General features: G+C 66.5%; 7 protein-coding genes. 5 read left to right on the plus strand and 2 right to left on the minus strand.

Going from position 1 to position 19,426, the window contains the following annotated elements:
* The first annotated feature begins 431 nt into the window (after positions 1–431).
* From ACYVOM_RS03585 to ACYVOM_RS03605, 5 genes are all read left to right on the plus strand, one after another.
* Positions 432–5,144 carry a DEAD/DEAH box helicase gene (locus tag ACYVOM_RS03585; protein ID WP_460301744.1) on the plus strand — a complete coding sequence of 1,571 codons (4,713 nt, stop codon included), beginning with the start codon at positions 432–434 and terminating at the stop codon, positions 5,142–5,144.
* Positions 5,141–7,054 carry a UvrD-helicase domain-containing protein gene (locus ACYVOM_RS03590; RefSeq protein ID WP_460301745.1) on the plus strand — a complete coding sequence of 638 codons (1,914 nt, stop codon included), beginning with the start codon at positions 5,141–5,143 and terminating at the stop codon, positions 7,052–7,054. The genes ACYVOM_RS03585 and ACYVOM_RS03590 overlap by 4 nt, the downstream gene beginning before the upstream one ends.
* Positions 7,038–10,256, plus strand: a complete 3,219-nt coding sequence (locus ACYVOM_RS03595; RefSeq protein ID WP_460301746.1) for a helicase-related protein — start codon at positions 7,038–7,040, stop codon at positions 10,254–10,256. Before ACYVOM_RS03590 ends, ACYVOM_RS03595 begins: the two co-directional genes overlap by 17 nt.
* Before the next feature lie 2 nt (positions 10,257–10,258).
* Entirely contained in the window at positions 10,259–12,082 is a 1,824-nt protein-coding gene (gene drmB, locus ACYVOM_RS03600; RefSeq protein WP_460301747.1) for a DrmB family protein, read from the plus strand.
* A gap of 64 nt (positions 12,083–12,146) precedes the next feature.
* A complete protein-coding gene (locus tag ACYVOM_RS03605; protein WP_460301748.1) occupies positions 12,147–14,261 on the plus strand; it encodes a UvrD-helicase domain-containing protein in 2,115 nt (704 codons plus the stop codon).
* Here ACYVOM_RS03605 and ACYVOM_RS03610 read toward each other — a convergent pair.
* Both ACYVOM_RS03610 and ACYVOM_RS03615 read right to left on the minus strand, forming a co-directional pair.
* Complete coding sequence (locus ACYVOM_RS03610; RefSeq protein ID WP_460301749.1) at positions 14,230–16,290, minus strand: DNA translocase FtsK; 2,061 nt, start codon at positions 16,288–16,290, stop codon at positions 14,230–14,232. The genes ACYVOM_RS03605 and ACYVOM_RS03610 overlap by 32 nt on opposite strands.
* A gap of 459 nt (positions 16,291–16,749) precedes the next feature.
* Positions 16,750–19,260 (minus strand): ASCH domain-containing protein, encoded by a 2,511-nt coding sequence (locus tag ACYVOM_RS03615; RefSeq protein ID WP_460301750.1) that lies wholly within the window; start codon positions 19,258–19,260, stop codon positions 16,750–16,752.
* Positions 19,261–19,426: the final 166 nt, after the last annotated feature.

Here is a 19,426-nt window from a genome sequence, read left to right on the forward strand (position 1 = left end):
GCCATCTGGGGAGACACTCGTCCTTTGCGCACAGGACCCCCATCGTGAGCCTCCCATGCCCGAACCCTCCACCACGATAAATGGGGGATTTGTACCTATTTGCCGTAACCCGCCGAGACAATAGACCCTCCACCGAGAAAAACGGACGAAACTACTTGCGGCACGAAGCCCTGTCTGCAATGGTTTTCCCACTGGCCCCGGGGGCGGACGTTCGGAACGGGACTCTCGTACCTTCCCGGGCGAAGCCATGCCTTCTTCACTGAGCCTTCCGTTCTCGCATTAAGCGGTTCACGGCCTCATGGACCGTCCGACGATTCCAAGACCCGATTCGCCTCCGACACCACCGGGCCGGTGCAGGCGAACGAGGACACCACGGCATTGATGTTCGTGCCGAACCCGCTTCATCCCACGGGCAAGGGAGTATGACCCGCATGACCATCCCCCCGCAGGCCTCCTTCGAGCATCGAACCGTGCTGGACGTCGTTGTCGACCAGTCCAACCTGAATCTCAAGATCTATGAGACCGACGGAAAGCGAATCCAGGAGGACGCGAGCAGCGAGCGCCGGATCCGGGAAGGCGGTTATGGCGACCGCCAGGTCTACGAACTGGTACAGAACGGCGCCGATGAACTGCGCGACCATCCCGGGGGAAAGATCTGGGTGGTACTCACCGACACCCACCTCTACTGCGCGAACGAGGGTGATCCGGTTACCCCCGAGGGTGCCGAGACCATTCTGCGGATGGGCGTCTCGAAGAAGCGCGGCGGCCAGATAGGCCGATTCGGCGTCGGCGTCAAGAGCGTGCTGAGCGTGACCGACACACCTGAGTTCTTCAGCCGGGAGGACGGCCGGAGCTTCGGCTTCGACCGAGAATGGTCGGCCGAGCAGATCAAGTCGGTGCGCCCCTCCGCCGATCTGACCGACATCCCCGTCCTGCGGATGGCGCAGCCACTCCACCGGGAGCGCGCCGTCGCAGCCGACGACGTCCTCGCAGAACTGCTCGGCTGGGCCACCACCGTAGTGCGCCTTCCCCTGAAGAAGGGGGTGAGCACAAGGCTCGGCCGAGACCTCATCACTTTCCCTCCCGAGTTCCTCCTCTTCTCCCCTCATGTCGGAGAGGTCGCACTGCAGGATCGGCGGGACGGCATGGCCCGATCCCTCACCCGCACGTTGAACGGCGACGAGCACACACTGATCCATCGGAAGGGCTCGAAGCGGGAGGAGGAGAGGTGGAGGGTCTTCACCCGGGTCCATGAGCCGTCCGCGGAGGCCGTCGGCGAAGCCGGCGAGCTTCACAACCGCCCCGAGATCGACATCAGCTGGGCGGTTCCCTTGGCCGGGACGCGTTCGCAGACCCGAGGCCAGTTCTGGGCCTACTTTCCGACCAACTACACCACCACGCTGCGCGGCATCCTCAACGCGCCGTGGAAGACCTCCGAGGACCGGCAGAACCTCTACCAGGGGAACCGGTTCAACGAGGAGCTGATCATGAGCGCGGCCGACCTGGTGGTCGAGTCCTTCGCCCGGCTGTCCACAGCCGACGATCCCACCGCCTACTTCGACTTCGTGCCGGCGCGAGGCCGTGAGGAACCTGTCTGGGCCGCTCGCGACCTCGTCATGCAGATCTGGGCATTCGCCGCGGTCCGTCCGACGCTGCCCGACCAGGACGGCAGACTCGGCACTCCGGCCGAGGTGAGGCTGCACCCGGCCGGCTTGAAGGAGCAGTGGCTCCAGATCTGGCGGGACCATGAGAACCGGCCGAGCGGTTGGTGCCATCACTCGATCGAGCGGACTCCGCATCGACGGCAGAGCGCCGAACGGATCCTCGCCACCGCGCACACCGAACCGGCGAACGTACGAGAGTGGCTCGAGGCCCTCGTCTCCGATGGCTCACCGGAATCCTCGGCGCGGGCCATCATGATCGCCGCCGACATGAAGCGCACCGCCGACGAGCTGACCAAACGCGAGGAGCGCACCAAGGCCCTCGGTATATATGACCAGGCCCGCAAGGCGAAGATCGTGCTGACCGAGGCCGGCGAACACGCGGCACCTGCTTCGACGCTCTTCCGCCGGAGCCCGGGAGATCGACTCGCCGACACCATCGTCTATGTGGACCCACGCGTCGTCGATGCACCCGGCATCACGCGCGCCCTCGACGCCTTGGGCATCCACGAGGCCGACGCCGCCGGCCGGTTCGCGTCGGTCGTCCAGCGCGGGTTCCTCTCCTACACGGACCGGGATTGGGCCGCCTTCTGGGAGCTGGCCAGGATGGCCGGCCCTGCGAACGCACTGGCCGCTCTGCGCAAGAACGGGATCGACGGTCCGAGACAGCTCAAGGTGAAGACCGTCGCCGGTCCGTTCCGCCTGCTTTCAGCCTGCCTGATGCCACCGAAGATCGTGCCCGGGGACGAATCGCGAGACGCCGCGCTCAGCGCCGACATGCGCTACCACGTCGACGACCGTACGGTGCTGCGCGAGACGGGTCTTCTGGAAGGGCCCGTGGGTCGGGTCGACCCGTCCGCCGAGCCCTGGTTCGAGGAGTACCGGGAGTACTTCCATGCGCGGTACTGCAAGAAGCTGCCGCCCAGCGCGTCGCGGCCGATGCTGAAGACGATGCGTTTCGAGGGATCCAATCCCGCCGGCCCGCTCCATTTCGTCACCGAGCTGTCCCCCCAGGGACGCGCCGCGTTCCTGGAGGCGCTGCCGCCGAGTGACCTGGTCTCCACGTGGCGCATGACGCAGGGCCGGGACCAGAACACACAGACGATCATCATGTCTCCGCTGCGGTGGATGGCCCGCAAGCACGGATACCTTCAGACTTCGCGCGGCCTGCTGCCGGTCATGCGTTGTGTCTCACCGCTCCTGCACTCTCACGCCGATCTGCTGCCGGTGGCTCGGGTCTCCACTCAGATCGCCGAGGCCCTGAAGCTGCCCGCGTCCCTCGCCGACCTTCCACCATCGGTCTGGATGGGATTGTCGAAGGAGGCGGAGGGGACGACCGATGACACCTTCGCCGGCAAGGTCTACGCCCTCATCCTGGATGCCGGAGTCGACTTTCCCGAGGAGTCGAACCTTCGCTGCCGTGTGGGGAGCGAATGGAAGACCGAACTGGGCCCTGACGAGATCGCCGTCACCGCCCGGAGGAACGAGTACGACGAACTGGTCCGAGAGGGCGTCCCCGCCCTCTTGGCCCCGACGGCGACCGCCGCGGAACAGATGCGCGACGCCTGGGGCATGGTCTCTCCCGACGCGGTGATCGAACGGGACCTGCGCTTCGTGTCCGGTGTCGACGCCGTACCGATCGTCCACGAGTTCCCGCACCTCAGGATCTCCCATCGCAACCAAGTCGACGGCGTCTCGCTGCTGCGCTGCACCGAGTTGGAGGAGATCACCCGGACCCCGAACGGAGCCCGACGCAAGCCGATCAGGTCGGTCCTTCACGGAGGAGACGTCCTCGTCCTCGATCCCGAGAACGATCTCGCGGCCCTCACCGAGATCGACCGTGTGCTGCGGCTCGGTCTCGGCGCCGCCGGATGCCGTTCGATCCTGGAACGCCGCGAGCAGCAGCGGAACAACGAGCGGATGCGCAGAATCCGCGAGGTGGATGATCTTCCGGAGAAGATCCTCCTTCTCTTGACCGAGGACGCTCTTCGCCGCGGACTCCCCGAAGGACTCGCCGAGAGTGAGGAGAGCTTCACCGGGCGGAGCCCGGACGCGCTCCGTATCGCCCAGCTTGCCCTCGACGCACACGGTGACGGGATCCTCCGTCACCATGCCAAGGATCTCGCCGCCGACCTGCCCGAAGCGGCGGCCACCTTCCGCGGCGACAACCGGTCGGTCCAGCTCGTCAACGAGTTGGGGTTGCCGCACTCCTTCGCCGGCGCCAAGGTTCAGCGTCCGGACCCCGTCGTCACCGTCAGCGGCCCGTCGGCCTTCCCGCGGCTTCACCCGTACCAGGAGCGATTGGCCGGCAACATGTTCGACCTGCTCACCCGCTACAAGGCGCCCAAGGCGATGCTCTGCCTGCCGACCGGCGCCGGGAAGACCCGGGTCGCGGCCGAGGCCGTCATCCGGGTCGCCAAGGAGCGGGGGCTCGGTGGGCGGCCCGTCCTGTGGATCGCGCAATCAGGGGAGCTGTGCGAACAGGCCGTGCAGAGCTGGACCTTCGTCTGGGAGAAGGTCGGCCCCGAGGAACCCCTGACCATCAGCCGACTGTGGGGCGACAACCAGGCAGCGGCGGTGCCGGAGAACGCTCACCTTGTCGTGGCCACAGACGCGAAGCTGGAGTCGGTCCTCGACACTGAGGCCTACTCCTGGCTCCGCGACCCGGCGCTTTTGCTCGTGGACGAGGCCCACACCTCGACGACCCCCAGGTACACCCGGCTACTCGACCTGCTCGGCATCCGGCCCCGTGGCAGTGAGCGTCCGTTGATCGGTCTCACCGCGACGCCCTTCCGCAACTTCAATGAGAAGGAGACCGTCCATCTCGTCAACAGGTACGGAGGCGTTCGTCTCGACGAGGGGATCTTCGACACCGACGACCCCTACGCAGAGCTTCAGGAGCTGGGCGTCTTGGCGAGGGTCGAGCATCGCGAGCTCAACGGTTCGACGATCAGCCTGACCGATTGGGAGCTCAAGGACGTGCGCAGCATCGGCGGTCGCCTTCCTGCCTCCGCCGAGCAACGCCTGGCCGAGGACCACGATCGTACGGAAATGCTGCTCGACGCCATCGAGGAGCTTCCGGACGACGGGTCGATCCTCCTGTTCGCCACCTCCGTCGACCATGCGAAGGTCATGGCGGCGCGGCTCAACGGCCGCGGGATCTCTGCGGCGGCGATCGACTCCTCTACCCCGGAGGGCGAGCGTCGAGCGATCATCGCCAACTACAAGGCCGGAAGGATCCGGGTCATCACCAACTACGGCGTCCTGGCCCAGGGTTTCGACGCGCCCGCCACCCGGACCGTCATGATCGCCCGTCCGACCTACAGCCCGAACATCTACCAGCAGATGATCGGCCGAGGGCTGCGCGGCCCGAAGAACGGCGGCAAGGAGACCTGCCGGATCCTCGACGTCCGCGACAACATCGCCAACTACGACATGCAGCTGGCCTTCACCGAGTTCGAGCACCTGTGGAAGAAGCAGTGAGCGACACTCCGGACCTGACCCCCGAGCAGCGCCTGGTGGTCGATCAGCCGGCGGATGCCCGCGTGCTGGTCACCGCCGGCGCCGGTGCAGGCAAGACCCACGCTCTAATCCGCCGGCTGAACCGCCTCGTCGACGAGGAGGAGCTGAGCGCCGGAGAGATCCTCGTCCTGACCTTCTCCCGAGCCGCCGTCCGGGAGCTGTCCGACCGGCTCTCTCTGCATGGTGAGGCCGCCCGTTTCATCCGCGCGCGGACCTTCGACTCGTGGGCCCTGGAGATCCTGCTAGAGGTCGACGCGATCGAAGACTGGCGGGACAGGTCGTTCGAGGCGCGCATCGACGGTGCGCGCTCGGCCATCGAGCAGGGACTCGCCGACGAACTGTACAGCGACGAGCGGCTTCTCCACGTCGTTATCGACGAGGTCCAAGACCTCGTCGGCGCGCGCCGCGACCTGGTGGAGACCCTGTTGGAGCACTTCGACTGCGGGTTCACCGTGGTTGGGGACCCCGCCCAGTCGATCTACGGGTTCACCCTCGGCCCGAACACGACGGTGCAGGAGCGGCAGGGTGAGACCAACCGGTTCTTCGTGTGGCTGCGCAACACCTTCGGCGAGGACCTGACCGAGCTCAGCCTGACGGAGAACTTCCGCGCGCGGACCACCGAGGCCGAGCTCGCGCTGCCCTTCGGTCCGAAGCTGCGCAGATCAGCTGAGACGGGTCAGGGAGACACGTCGCTTTACGACGATCTGCGCTCGGCGCTCCGCACGGGATCTCTCAACCTCGGCACGCTGGACGACGACTTCGTCTCCGGATCGCTCAAGGGATGGGACGGGACCACGGCGGTCCTCTGCCGGACCAATGGGCAAGCCCTGCTCATCTCCGAGCAGTTGCACCTCGCCGGTATCGCCCACCGCCTACAGCGTTCGGCCCGTGATCGCGTCGCACCGGCCTGGCTGGGCCTTCTGATGCGGGAGGTGGAAGGCACCATGCTGTCGCGGGCTCGCTTCGACGACCTGATCACGTCTCTGCCGACGCCGGAGGAGATCTCCGCCGACCGGATCTGGCGTCTGCTGCTGCGGACCGGCACGGGCAGGGGGGGTGACCGTAGCGTCGATCTCGGCCGGGTGCGGGCCGCGTTGGCGGGGGGCAGGCTGCCGGACGAGCTGACCGCCCAGCCCGTGTCTCGCGTCGTCGTGTCCTCCTTCCACCGGGCCAAGGGTCTGGAGTTCGACCAGGTCGTCATCGTCGACCCCGGTCCGCTCCGCCTAGAGAGCGGTAAAAAGAAGAGAGCACGCGAGATCGATCCCCTCGACGAGGCAAGGTCGCTCTATGTGGCGATGACCCGGCCTCGCAGCGAGCTGTACTGGCTGGACACCCTCGACTCCGGGGTGATCAAGGTAGATCGGCAGACCGGCCGGTGGGGCCGCTACGGATGGGAGTACTGGGTTCGCAAGGGCGTCGAGGTGACCGGCGGCGACGTGTTCACCGACCGCCCGGCCGGAACCGACGACGTCGACCCGATTCGGATCCAGGAGCTGCTCGCCTCCGGAATCCACCCTGGGGATCCGATCTTCCTGGAACGGCTGACGCCGGTGCCGATCGCCTTGGAGGGGAGCCCCGACTACGCGATCGTTCACGACGGGAGGCATATCGGAACCGTCTCCGAGCGGTTCCGCTCCCAGCTCTACCAGCACATGAAGACCTCGAAGACCTACGTTCCGAAGAACTGGCCCACACGGATCTCCGGTATCCGCCTTGACGCGATCGAGACCGTCGCCGGCAGCGAGGCGGCCGGAATCGAGGCGGGCCTGGGGGCCCGCGGCGTCTGGCTCGCTCCGCGGCTGGTGGGACTCGGCCGCTTCACCTATGACCCCAAGACCGAGGAGGAGGATTCCCGTGTCACGGCACAGTGATCACTACCGGTTCCGCGCGGAGTTGGTCGAACGGCTCAAGCAGGACCTGCTCGGACCGGTCGGGGGCCCGGACGAGGTGATCACCGACCGTCCCGTCACGGCCTACGCCGCCGGAGTCCTCTTCCCGCTTCGCAGCGACGAGAGGCACCTGGCCGCGCAGAAGGCCGAGCGGGACAAGGACGTCGGGGAGTCCTCGCTCAGCGTGGACGAGATCCCGGACGATGGTGTGGCGCCGTCCAGCATGCAGTCGCCGTCCTCGATGGGACTGACGTTCGCGGTCGATCCGCGACGCTCCACCACGGTCGAGGTCTCTTTTGAGGCCGCGGTGTACGACCCCATCGACCGTGAGGGCAGGCCCGTCCCGGCCAAATGGTCTGAGAGCCGGACCACCGACGAGGCCGACCTCCACTGGCGTCGCCGGGAACTCACGATCCCGCCGCTCACGCTCAATGTGAATGAGGCCAGGAACAGGCCGGAGCCGCTCGTCGAAGGTCTCGCCGCGCACGTCCGAACGAGGCGGGCCGACCCGAGAACCAACACCGTCTCGATCACCGTGGCGCTGCGCAACACCAGAGAGGTCGCCCGCGGAGATGTCCACGACGCCTTCTGCTTCTTCCAGCCCGTCATCAAGGTGTCCTCCCCCGAAGGCGTCCGTGCGTTGGTCGAACGTCCGGCCGGCTCCGTCGGGGCCGACGAGGAGGAGATCAAGGCGAACCGGCTCCTCTACCGCCATGCCCCGACCTTCGCGGTCGGACACGGTTGCGCGACGGACTGGGACTGGACCGCCCCGTCACCCCGTGACGAGGCGCTGCTCAAGGGAGAGCCGGCCGCCGTCGACTCTGTGCGCACGACCTTCGTGCCGACCCGCGAGGTGCTCCTGACCGACTCCAATCCGGAGATCGACGCCTCCGATCTGAAGATGACGTACCTGGCGAAGGCCGACGAGGAAGATGTCCTGGCGGCGCTCCGTCGGCTCACCGACGGCTACCGCGCCTGGATCGCCGACCGGGCCGAGGAAGCACGTCTGCTCCGAGCGGGTGACTTCGGAGAGGCCGCGGAGCAGCAGATCGCCCGGTGCGTCGAGGCCTGCGACCGGATGGAATCAGGCATCGAGCTGTTGGGCTCGGACGCCATGGCGATGCGCGCGTTCCGGCTCGCGAACGAGGCGATGGCCGTGCAGCGGGGCCGAACCCAGTGGATCAAGAACGGGCGCTCCGGCCAGATCGTCTTGGACGGGGTTTGGCGGCCCTTCCAGATCGCGTTCCTTCTCATGTGCATGGACGGCATCGTCGACCCAGACCACGATGACCGGAAGCTGGCCGACCTGCTATGGTTCCCGACCGGTGGTGGCAAGACCGAGGCATATCTGGGCATCATCGCCTTCACCGTCTTCCTTCGACGCCTTCGTAAGGGCAAGGCGGGCGGCGGCGTCACCGCGATCATGCGCTACACGCTGCGGCTGCTCACTCTCCAGCAGTTCGAGCGCGCGGCCGCCCTCATCTGCGCGATGGAGAGGATGCGCGTCGAGTCCGGAAAAGAGTTGGGCGACGACGACATGCCCATCTCGCTGGGCATGTGGGTGGGACGCGCCGCCACTCCGAACCTCCTCAAGGACGCCGCCAAGAGCCTCAGGAGGCTGCGCAACGGGGAGGAGCTGCAGGAGGAGAACCCCGTCCAGCTACGGGCCTGCCCGTGGTGCGGCAGCGCGATGGACGCGTGGAACTACGACGTCAGCGCCGAGACCGGTCGGATGGAGATCCGCTGCTCGGACTCCGCCTGCGAGTTCGGCGGCGGACTGCCCGTCCATGTCGTTGACGAGGCCATCTACGCCGCGCGGCCGACCCTCGTCATCGCCACGGCCGACAAGTTCGCGCAGATCGCCTGGCGCGCGGACGTGGCCCAACTGTTCAACCGGAACGACGACGGCAAGGGCACGCCTCCTCCCGAGCTGATCGTCCAGGACGAGCTGCACCTGATCTCCGGCCCACTCGGCACTCTCGCGGGTCTGTACGAGACGGCCGTCGACATCGCCGCCGACCAGCCCAAGGTCATCGCCTCGACGGCGACCATCCGTCGTGCCGCCGATCAGGTGCGGGCGCTCTTCGACCGGGAGGTTCGCCAGTTCCCGCCCGCCGGCCTGGACTCCCGAGACTCGTGGTTCGCCGTCGAGACCCCTGCCGAGGACAAGGCGTCCCGCCAGTACGTCGGCCTCCTCACTCCCAACACCAGCCAGGCGACGCTGCTCGTTCGCGCGTACGCCGCGCTGCTGCACCATGCGGCGGAGATCAAGGCCGACGACTCCGTCCGCGACGCCTACTGGACTCTGGTCGGCTATTTCAGCAGCCTCCGTCTGCTCGCCGCGGCCGAGCTCCAGTTCCACGACGACGTTCAGGACCGGCTCCATCTTCTGGCCGAGCAGCGGGGCACCGATCGGCGGGCGGCCGAGCTGCTATCCGAGCTCACCAGCCGGGTGAAGTCCAGCGACATCCCCCAGCGCCTGAAGGACCTGGAGACGAGGCTGCCGTCGTCGGAGGTGTTCGACGCCGTCCTCGCCACCAACATGATCTCCGTCGGGGTGGACGTTGACCGGCTCGGGTTGATGGCGCTGACGGGCCAACCGCAGACGACCGCCGAGTACATCCAGTCCAGCAGCCGCGTCGGCCGGCAGCATCCGGGCCTGGCCATCATGCTGTTCAACGCCTCGCGTTCCCGGGACCGCTCCCATTACGAGAGCTTCACGTCCTACCACTCGGCGCTCTACCGGCAGGTCGAGTCGACCAGCGTCACCCCGTTCTCCTCCCGGGCGCGAGACCGGGCACTCCATGCCGTCCTCGTCGGGCTGATCCGGCTGTACTGGCCCGAACTCAGGCTCAACTCGGCTGCGTCGAAGGTCGAGGACTACCTGAGCAGGCTCGAGGACGCCCGGGACCTGATCCTCATCCGGGCCAAGTCCGTGGCACCCGACGAGGTCGACGGCACCGCCGCCGATCTTCAGGGAATCATCGATCACTGGCTCGCTCTCGCCGAGCAGAACGACGGACTCGTCTACGAGGCGCCCCCGGTCTTCAAACGCGGTGATCGGCGGAACGCCGACGCCGCCCTCCTACGCTCCCACTCCGATGAGGACCTCGAAGAGGGAATTCCCACCCTCTGGAGCCTCCGTGACGTGGACGTCGAATCCGACCTGTACCTGGAGAGCTGACCATGGCCTTCACCAAGAAGCAGCCGACCCGTTCCCCGCTCGGCGCCGTCCGGCGAGCGCAGATGATCAGCACCTACGGGGTCGGTTCCATGGTCGCCATCGGCGACCAGTCGTTCATCGTGAGCGGACTCGACTCCTGGGGACGCGTCGAGGACCGCCGGTTCCTCATCTTCGAACCTCGCCTGCAGGCGTGGCTCGGTGTGGGCTCCTTCGTTCTTCCGCCCGCATATGATCCCCAGATCGGCGACGGCGTCAAGATCCGCCTGTTCCCCACCTACTACTCCTGCCCGGAGTGCCGGGAACTGAAGGAGTTTCGGAAATTCGGCTCGCCCCGGGGCAAGAGCGCCTGCGGCGACTGCGAGAAGCCCCTCACACCGTCCCGTTTCGTCATGGCCTGCGAGCACGGCCATCTGGACGACTTCCCCTACTTCGCCTGGGTGCACAAGAAGACCGCTCCCACGGAGGGGAATGGCGGGCACCGGTTGAGCCTGCACAGCACCGGTCGCACCGCGTCCCTCCGCTCGATCGTCATCGTCTGTTCCTGTGGAAAGAAGGCATCACTCGAAGGGGCCTTCGGAGGCAGGGCATTGGAGTCCCTGGGGATCTCCTGCACCGGCCGCCGGCCCTGGCTCGGCCGTGGACATGATCAACCGGGATGCACGGCCGTCCCTCGCACTCTTCAGCGCGGTTCGTCGGCCGCCTGGTTCCCGCTCAACCGATCGTCCCTGTCAATTCCGCCGTGGTCGACGACTCTTCTGAAGCGCGTCAATCGCCATTTCAGAAGCCTGGCCGATCTGCTCGCCGCAGGACTCCGAGACGCTGCCGTCCGCGTCATCGAATCCAACGACATCACCAAAGGCACGTCCTTCACTTCGGACGACGTCATCGAGGCGGTCGAACGTCTTCGCGAGTTGAAGACGGAGGCATACGAAACCGAGGGCCACGGTTCCTTCGAGCCCGCCAGCAGGCTGCGGCGCGAGGAGTACGACCAGCTGAGGTTCGGCACGGTCACCGTCGATCGCGAAGAGGACTTCGAGTGCGTCAAGCCGGCCGAGGACCCGTCGGCGCCACTGCCGTTCGGCGTCGAACGGGTCATGTTGGTCAAGCGGCTGCGTGAGGTGAGGGCCATGGAGGCCTTCACCCGGATCAAGTCGCCCGAGGCGCTCGGTGAGGAGGGCTCTCCGGCCGCGATCTCCGTCGAGGACCAGGACTGGCTTCCCGCAGTGGAGGTCAGCGGGGAAGGCGTCTTTCTGACCCTCCGGAAGGAAGCGCTCGCCGAGTGGGAGACCCATCCGGCCGTCGCCGGGCGCGTCGAACGGATCCGGCGCAACCACACACAGGAACTGCGCCGCAAGGCCTCGGACCAGAAGCGCGCCGCCGAGATCGTCTCTCCGATCAACGCGCGGTATGTCCTCCTGCACACTCTGACCCATGCGCTGATCAACGAGTGGAGTCTGGAATCGGGATATCCGGCGGCATCGCTTCGTGAACGCCTCTATCTGTCCGACGAGATGGCCGGGGCCCTCATATACACGGCCACCAGCGACTCCGCCGGCAGCCTCGGCGGTCTGGTCGCTCAAGGCGAGCACAGGCGGCTGCGCGCCTCTTTGGAATCGGCTCTCGACCGGATCTCGTGGTGCTCGCAGGACCCGCCTTGCATGGAGTCGGTCGCGGACGAGTTCGGCGGCCTGAACCTCGCCGCGTGCTACGCCTGTGTACTGCTGCCCGAGACCAGTTGCGAGACCAACAACACCTTCCTGGATCGGGCGTTGCTCATCGGCACACCCGACGAGCCGAGGATCGGCTTCTTCTCCCGGAGGGACTGACTACGGTGGGCCTCGGCGCGGGAATCTCCGCGCCGAGGAAGACAACGGAAGAAGGCGGGCTTTCGTGGCGACCTTGGGCATTCACAAGGATTTTCTCAGAGATCTGGTGAAGCTCGAACGTCCCGTCCAACGCAAGGTCGTGGAGACCCTCGACAAGTTCGAACGCGCCACCCACACGGGTGCGCACCTCGAGAAGCTCACCGACGTCATCGACGACAGGTTGAAGAGCATCCGCGTCGACCAGGCCTACCGCGGGATCGTCCTCACGCCCAACGCCGGTGACCACTTCCTCCTGCTCAAGGTCCTGCACCACGACGAGGCCTACGCGTGGGCACGGCGCCGCCGCGCCTCGGTCAACGCCGTCAACGGCGAGCTGGAGATGCGCGACGTCGAGGTGATCGAGGAGGCGACCGCGCCGGGTAACACCCGTGAACCGCGAGAGAAATCGCCGTTCGAGGGGGTGTCCGACGCCGACCTCGCCCGGCTCGGCGTTGACGAACAGATACGACGATTCGCACGCCTCACCACCCTCGCCCAGCTCGAGTCACTCGAGGGCTATCTGCCGCAAAGCCAGTACGACGTTCTGTTCGGACTGGCCGCGGGCTATTCGGTGGACGAGATCTGGCAACAGATCGCCGAGCAGCAAGTCGGCTCCGTCGACGTCGATGACCTGGTGACCGCCGCGGAAAGGACACCGACCCAAGTCGCCCTCATACGGGGACCGGACGAGCTGATGGCCTTGCTGAACAAGCCGTTCGCCTTCTGGCGGGTCTACCTGCATCCCACCCAGTACGAGGTCTCCCACGCGTCCTACGCCGGACCGGCACAGGTCATCGGTGGCCCAGGGACGGGGAAGACCGTCGTCGCCCTGCACCGGGCCCGGAACCTCGCGAGACGTGGTGGTCGTGTCCTGCTGACCACTTTCACGTCCACCCTCGCCGCCTCGCTCAAGGACAACCTCCGTCTCCTGGAGAGCGATCCCACGATCTTGGAACGGATCGACGTCCGTACCGTCGACGCCGTCGCGCGACGCATCGTCCTCCAGGAGACGGGCCGATTTCCCGTCCTCGGCGAGGCGGAGGAGCGCGAGCTCTGGCGTCGAGTCGCAAGGCGTCGCAAGGTGGACCTCAACGAGACCTTCCTCGCCGAAGAATGGCGTCAGGTGATCGTCGCCCACGACCTCACCACGCTCGATGCCTATCTCGCGGTGCGCCGCACCGGGCGGGGTCGCCGCCTCGGGTCACTCCAGCGCACCCAGATCTGGAGGGTCGTCGAGGAGTTCGTCCGGGAACTCGCGGAGCGTGGACACCGCACCTACGAGACGGTCTGCGCCGAGGCCACTCGACTCCTCGCCGATGACGGAGCCAAGCCCTATGACCATGTCGTCGTCGATGAGGCACAGGATCTGCATCCGGTGCGATGGCGGCTCCTGAGAGCCCTCGTTCCCGAAGGTCGGGACGATCTGTTCATCGCCGCCGACACCCACCAACGCATCTACGACAACCGCGTCTCACTCAGATCCGTCGGAATCCGCGTCTCCGGGCGGACCACCCGCTTGACGGTCAACTACAGGACCACCGCGGAGATCCTCGCCTGGAGTCACGGCGTCCTCGGGCCGGAACGCCTGTACGACCTAGACGACGTTCCGGTCTCTCACACCGTTTCTCGCTCCGAGTTGCGGGGTCCGGAGCCGGAGACCCACGCCGCCGCCACCCGCCATGAGGAGCTGGCGGTGTTGGTGCGCAGGATCTCGTCCTGGATGGAACGCGGTGTCCGGCCCGCTGAGATCGGTGTCACGGCGCGCTCGGGCCCCCTCGCCCAGGAAGCCGCCGCCGCACTCGCGAAGGCCGGTGTCCCCGCCCTTCACATCGGTCGGGATCAGACCTCAACGGCGGAGCACGTCTCCACGATGACCATGCACAGGATGAAGGGGCTGGAATTCCGCTGCGTGGCGGTCATCGGCGTCGGGAGCCTCCAGCTGCCCGATCCGTCGGTGATCAGGCCTGCGGAGGAGGACGAGCCGACGCACCGCAATGATCTCCAGCGGGAACGCTGTCTGCTCTTCGTCGCTTGCACGCGCGCACGCGAGGAACTTCACCTGTCCTGGCATGGGACTCCGAGCCCGTTCCTTCCCGAAGGAATCCGCGCTATGCGGGCACCCTCCGCCAGTGGGCGATGACGTCCTCGAGATCACCGGGCGCGGGGCTCGCGCACTGGAGGCGGAGCGGAGACCCTTGACCTCGGCGATGGTAGAAGGCGTCCCCGCCGTCGAGCAGACGTTCCGCCCCGGGCATCGCGAGTAGAAGTCGTGACTCGACGACCGAGTCCGTGGCCAGCACGAGACGGGCCGGGACCTCGGCGCGAAGCCTGCGTGGAAGCGTCGGCTCATCGAGAGTGTTCGTGGTGACGACCAGGTGCACCCCCACCGCGCGACCCAGGCGCGCAATTCTCGCGAGATCATCGCCCACGCCTTGCGCCGCGAGCCCCATCGGACCACCTAGTTCCGCGACGACCAGCACCACAGGCGGGTGGCCGGCTTTCTCGATGGTGCCGAATCGAGGCGCCGGAGCAGGGGTCTCACCCTTCGCGACTCGCACGTTGTACTCGTCGAGGGTCCTGCAGCCCGCGGCGCCGAGGTCGTCGTAGCGGCGCTCCAGTTCCCGTCGCACGTCGGCGATCGCCGCGATCGCCGAGCCGACGTCCTCCCCTATGACCCCATAGAGGTGCGGAAGCCCTGAGTAGCGGACCAGACCATATGACCCGACGGGATCGACCAGGATGAGGCGCGCCTCCTCAGGTCCGGCGTGGACGAGCAGCGACATGAGCACGGCGTTCAGGACCGAAGCGATGTCCTTTCCCGCCTTTCCCGCGACGAGAAGGTGGGGAAGCGAGCCCAGGTCCGCGATGACGGCGCCCGACGCGGCGCGTCCAATGCCTATCGCGAGCCTTCCCTCAGCCGGGGCGGCCTCTCTGAGCACGTCGCCGACGCTCACAAGATCTCGATCGTGGTTCACCACCTCGAAACCCACCGACGGCACGTCGGGCAATGACGCCGTGGCCCTCATCTTCGGAAGGAAGGTGACGTCGCCGAGCACCTCCTTGAGACGCGGAACGATGCCGCGGATCCGTTCGACCGTGGCGGTCGGCCCCATGCGGACCTCGTACCGGCTGACGACCGGTCCCCGAACGAACGAACCCACTGTCGCGTCGGCGCCGACGGCCCGGAGAGCCTCGCGTAGCGAGCCGACGACCCGCTCGTTCTCTGCGGTCCGGCTTCTCTTGGGCGTTCCCGCCCTCAGCAGGCCGAGCGACACCGGCTCGTACTCGCGCCGGGTTCCCGTGGAGTTCCCGATCTCCTCCCGATGGGTCGCGCGACGGCCGGGCGCGAGTTCACGCAGCGCGGCCCTGACCGCCTTCAGATCGGAGACCACTTCGTCGGCGGTCTGCGGTCGGCTCGCGGGATCCTTCCCCATCAGGCGTACGACGAGGTCCTCCAACCGCGCCGGGATCTCGGGACGTCGGACGCGAAGTCGCTCCGGCTCGCAGTTCATGTGCTGGTGGGAGAGCTGACGTGGGGTTCCGATGAAGGGCCTCTCCCCCGCGCACATCTCGTAGATCACGCAGCCCAGCGAGTACAGGTCGGCGCGCGTGTCGACCCGCCCGGAGAACTGTTCGGGAGCGAGATAGGGTGGCGAGCCGATCTGTCGGGTCCCCTCGATGGGGCCTTCCTCGATGACCCGCGCGATGCCGAAGTCGCAGAGCTTCGCCCGGCCGTCGACCACCATGACGTTGCCGGGCTTCACGTCCCGATGCACCACTCCGTGGCGATGGGCGGCAGCCAGGCCCTCGGCAAGGTGGAGGGCATACCTCACCACCGCATCGATAGGAAGACCGGACCTGTGATCGGCGATGACGTGGGCGAGGTCCTCTCCTTCCAGCAGCTCCATGACGATGAACGGCTGTCCCCCGTGCTCGCCGACGTCGTGGACGACCGTGAGATTCGGATGCCTCAGCCGCGCCCCAACCCGTGCCTCTTCGACGAACCGCCGCCGTGCCCTTCCTCCGAAACCCCCGAGTGACGTCATCACCTTGATCGCGACAGTCCTCGGAAGCACCAGATCGATGGCCCGCCAAACCTGCCCCATCGCGCCTTCTCCGAGCCGCCCCTCCAACCGGTACCGCCCGCCGAGCACCGCCCCCTCGATCACGGACGCCCTCCCATCTCCTGGCCGACATCGATCCTGCCGCATCCCGCACCACGACGATAAAGCCCAGCCGGAAGTTCCGGCTCAATGCGGCTTCACGTTCGACAGAAAATTTTGAGTTGACACCTAAACGTCAAATTTGACGACGTTTGACATGCACCGGACCGCTGCACACCTATACAACGCGATTGCAGTCCCGCACCGCGACCGCCGCGCGGACCCAGACGGTCACGCCAAACGTCTCCTCGGGGGTGTCCGATTCTGCAACCATGATCGGAGACTTCATGGGCCGGCACGTCGAATGGGGATGACGAACTTCTTGCCGACCATTCACCGATCGCCTCCTTCGTCGGAGTAGGGACCCTACTCCGACGATGGCGGCGGTACCGAGACCCGATGAGACGCCTGAGTCAGGTTGCCCGTGAGCACATGTCCGCGCGCAGTCGTCGCATTCCGAGCGGATCACTCGAGGATCAGGTCGAGTTCTGTGACGACCTCGTGGAATTCCGCCTCGATCTTGGTGAGAAAGGTCAGTTGACCGGCCTCAGGGATCGGCGCGCCGCGGCGATAGATCTCGTCCGCGATGATGTGGGCGCGGCGCACGGTGGAACCCCTACCGCTCTCCTCGCTCGCCCGCCGCCAGGCGTCGATCTGGTCGGTGATGAGATGGTGGGTCAGCTCGAAGAGTCGCTTGGTCAAAATGCTCGAGGCGGAGTCGACGACGGCCTGGCGTTCCTCATCGGTCGGCTCCGCCCCGGTCCAGCGAACCGGCTCCTGCAGCATGAGATGGAGTCGCTTCTCCAACTGGGTCAGGAGGCTGGCCGCGGGCTTGAGGTCCTTGTACTCATCCGTGTAGCCACCGGCGAGACGCCGGGTCAGCGCCTTGATCGTGGACCAGTGCCGCTTCGGCGCATCGGGGTTCTGCTCCAGGCCGAGAGTACCGAGCCATTCGTTATGAAAAGCCAGCGTCGCCTTACGCACGGCTTCCACCAGCTGTGCCCGGTCATAGACCGGCCGAGAAGGCCCGACCTCCACCGGCGGAGGCACATGGGTCAAGGCGTCCAGCAATCCGTTCAGCTGCTGGATCGTCCACTTGGCCGCGAGGTTCTTCTTCGTCGGGTCGAACGTGGCCGGATCCAGATATCTCTGGATGCCCCCGACGAAGAACGTCGACCCGTCCAACCGGGAACGCAGCAGCCGCTCGGACGTGCCGAGTTCCTCGCGCATCGCGTTGAACACGTTCTCCGCCGATTCAAGGACATGTTGCACCTTCGCCGCCGGCCCGACCAGGTTGTCGCCTTTGACCTGGTCGAAATGGGAGAACAAGAAGGTGAGTTTCGCCCCGTTGCCGGTCGCGGCGATCGTCTTGATCACGGCGACGGGCGCGGCCTGCATCGGCTGTTGTGCGTTGTCGACGAGAAGAATCGCGTCCGCTTCCTCGATCCGCGGCCGAATGCCGGTCGACACGGTCGCGACCGAGCCCGGCGTGTGGCCGAGTCCTTCCCCGTCGATGAGCACGAGTCGCGCGTGTTCCTGCGACCAGGCCGGTTTGAACGGCCCGGAGACGCGGATCCCATCGACGAGTGGGGTCAGCAGCGTGCCGAACAACGCGGCCTGGTTGCTCGAGAAGCGTGTGAGGGCGGCGAGGAAGCGCTCGCGGGACGGGCATTCCCAGGCCCAGCTGACGGGCCAGCCGGTCACGTCGTACCGCAGCAGCCCGTCGGTCAGCAGTCCAAAGCGCTCTTCGATCTCGTTGATGAACCGTTTGACGATGCCCGAGGTCACGGGGTGCGCACGGACCCTGTCGTCAAGACCATCCTCGATATGGTCCTCGATTGAGAGGTCGGAGTCCGACTCGTATTCGGCCTCGAGGCGGGAGACCTCCGCCCGTGTCATGTCGATGATCAGCTCAAGGGCCCCGCGCACGAGCGTTCCGGAGTCGTCCTCAAGACGATCGGTGGGCCCGGCCGTAGGTTCCTCGTCCCACTCGTCGTCCTCGTCCCAGTCGTCTTGACTCTTCTGCATGACCGGCTTGCCGAGCAGATACGAGAACCTGTAGCGCTGGCTGACGTGATCGAGCAGCCGCGTCACAAGGGTGGTCTCCTGCTTGCCCTCGAAGCATGCCTTAGCCGTCTCGGAGATGTTGTCGACCAGTGCCGCCTCGACCTCTCCCCGCCCCACGAAGGTGATCACCGCACGGTAGACGCGGTGATCCGTGAGGATGAGCTCCGACGTCGCGACCGTCGTTTTCGCCGTCGAAGTCGATGGGAAGCGCTCGGTGTCCGGGTGGGTGCCCAGTAGTTGACGGATCACCGTCGTCTTGCCGGCGCCCGTCGTGCCGAGCAACAGCACCCGCCGGTAACCCTCGGTGGGGAGCGGCAGCAACTCCTCTCGGAGTTCCATGCCGGATCGTCTCACCGGCGGCGCGGATACCTCGACCGCAGTCGTGGGGGGCACGATCTCGGCCGCAGGCGGAACGGTGTCCTCCGGAGGATCGACGGGGCCGTCGACGGACTCGGTCGTCCCCTGGAAAAGATTGGCGAGCTGGCTCGGCGTGAGCTGACGCAATACCTGCTTCCGGAGATCCGCGGGCATCTCCCACAGGTCCGGACTTCCCTTGGTCGGCACGGGCTGAGGTAGCTTGACGACATTCTCCAACCGCCAGTGGGAGAATCCGACCTCGGCCCAGTCGCCGCACTCGCAGGACCGCCAGTCGGAGCAGATATCGGTCAGCCTGCCGATGGCGATGATGGCCTGCCGCTGGGACGAGCCCCCGATAACCGTCCCGAGGCTCTCCCCTGTGAGCGCGACGACGTCATCGAAGTTCTCTTCGTCCACCGTTGCGGCCGCGTAGATCGCGACCGGACCACGATAGTCCGTCTTCGAACGCCTGCTCTCGACCGGCTGGTGACCGTTGGCTATGGCGAAGGCCCAAGGATGGCGCACCGTGAGCGCTGGAATCATCTCCGACAACAGGCGATCCAGTTCATGTCAGCGTGAAACTTGCGCATATCAGCCTACGGTCAAACCCGGACGAATCTCCAGAGCCACACACACCGACATGGCAACGCCCTCATTGCGAACTGAAATTTTCTCCGCCTCGACAGAGGGGATAGTGGGTGCCCGATGTCTTCGGTGA

It is taken from the genome of Actinocorallia aurea (genome assembly GCF_054783995.1).

Coding starts and splice junctions, on each gene's coding strand:
- ACYVOM_RS03585 (WP_460301744.1), top strand. CDS start 432: ATGACCATCCCCCCGCAGGCCTCCTTCGAGCATCGAACCGTGCTGGAC.
- drmB (WP_460301747.1), top strand. CDS start 10,259: ATGGCCTTCACCAAGAAGCAGCCGACCCGTTCCCCGCTCGGCGCCGTC.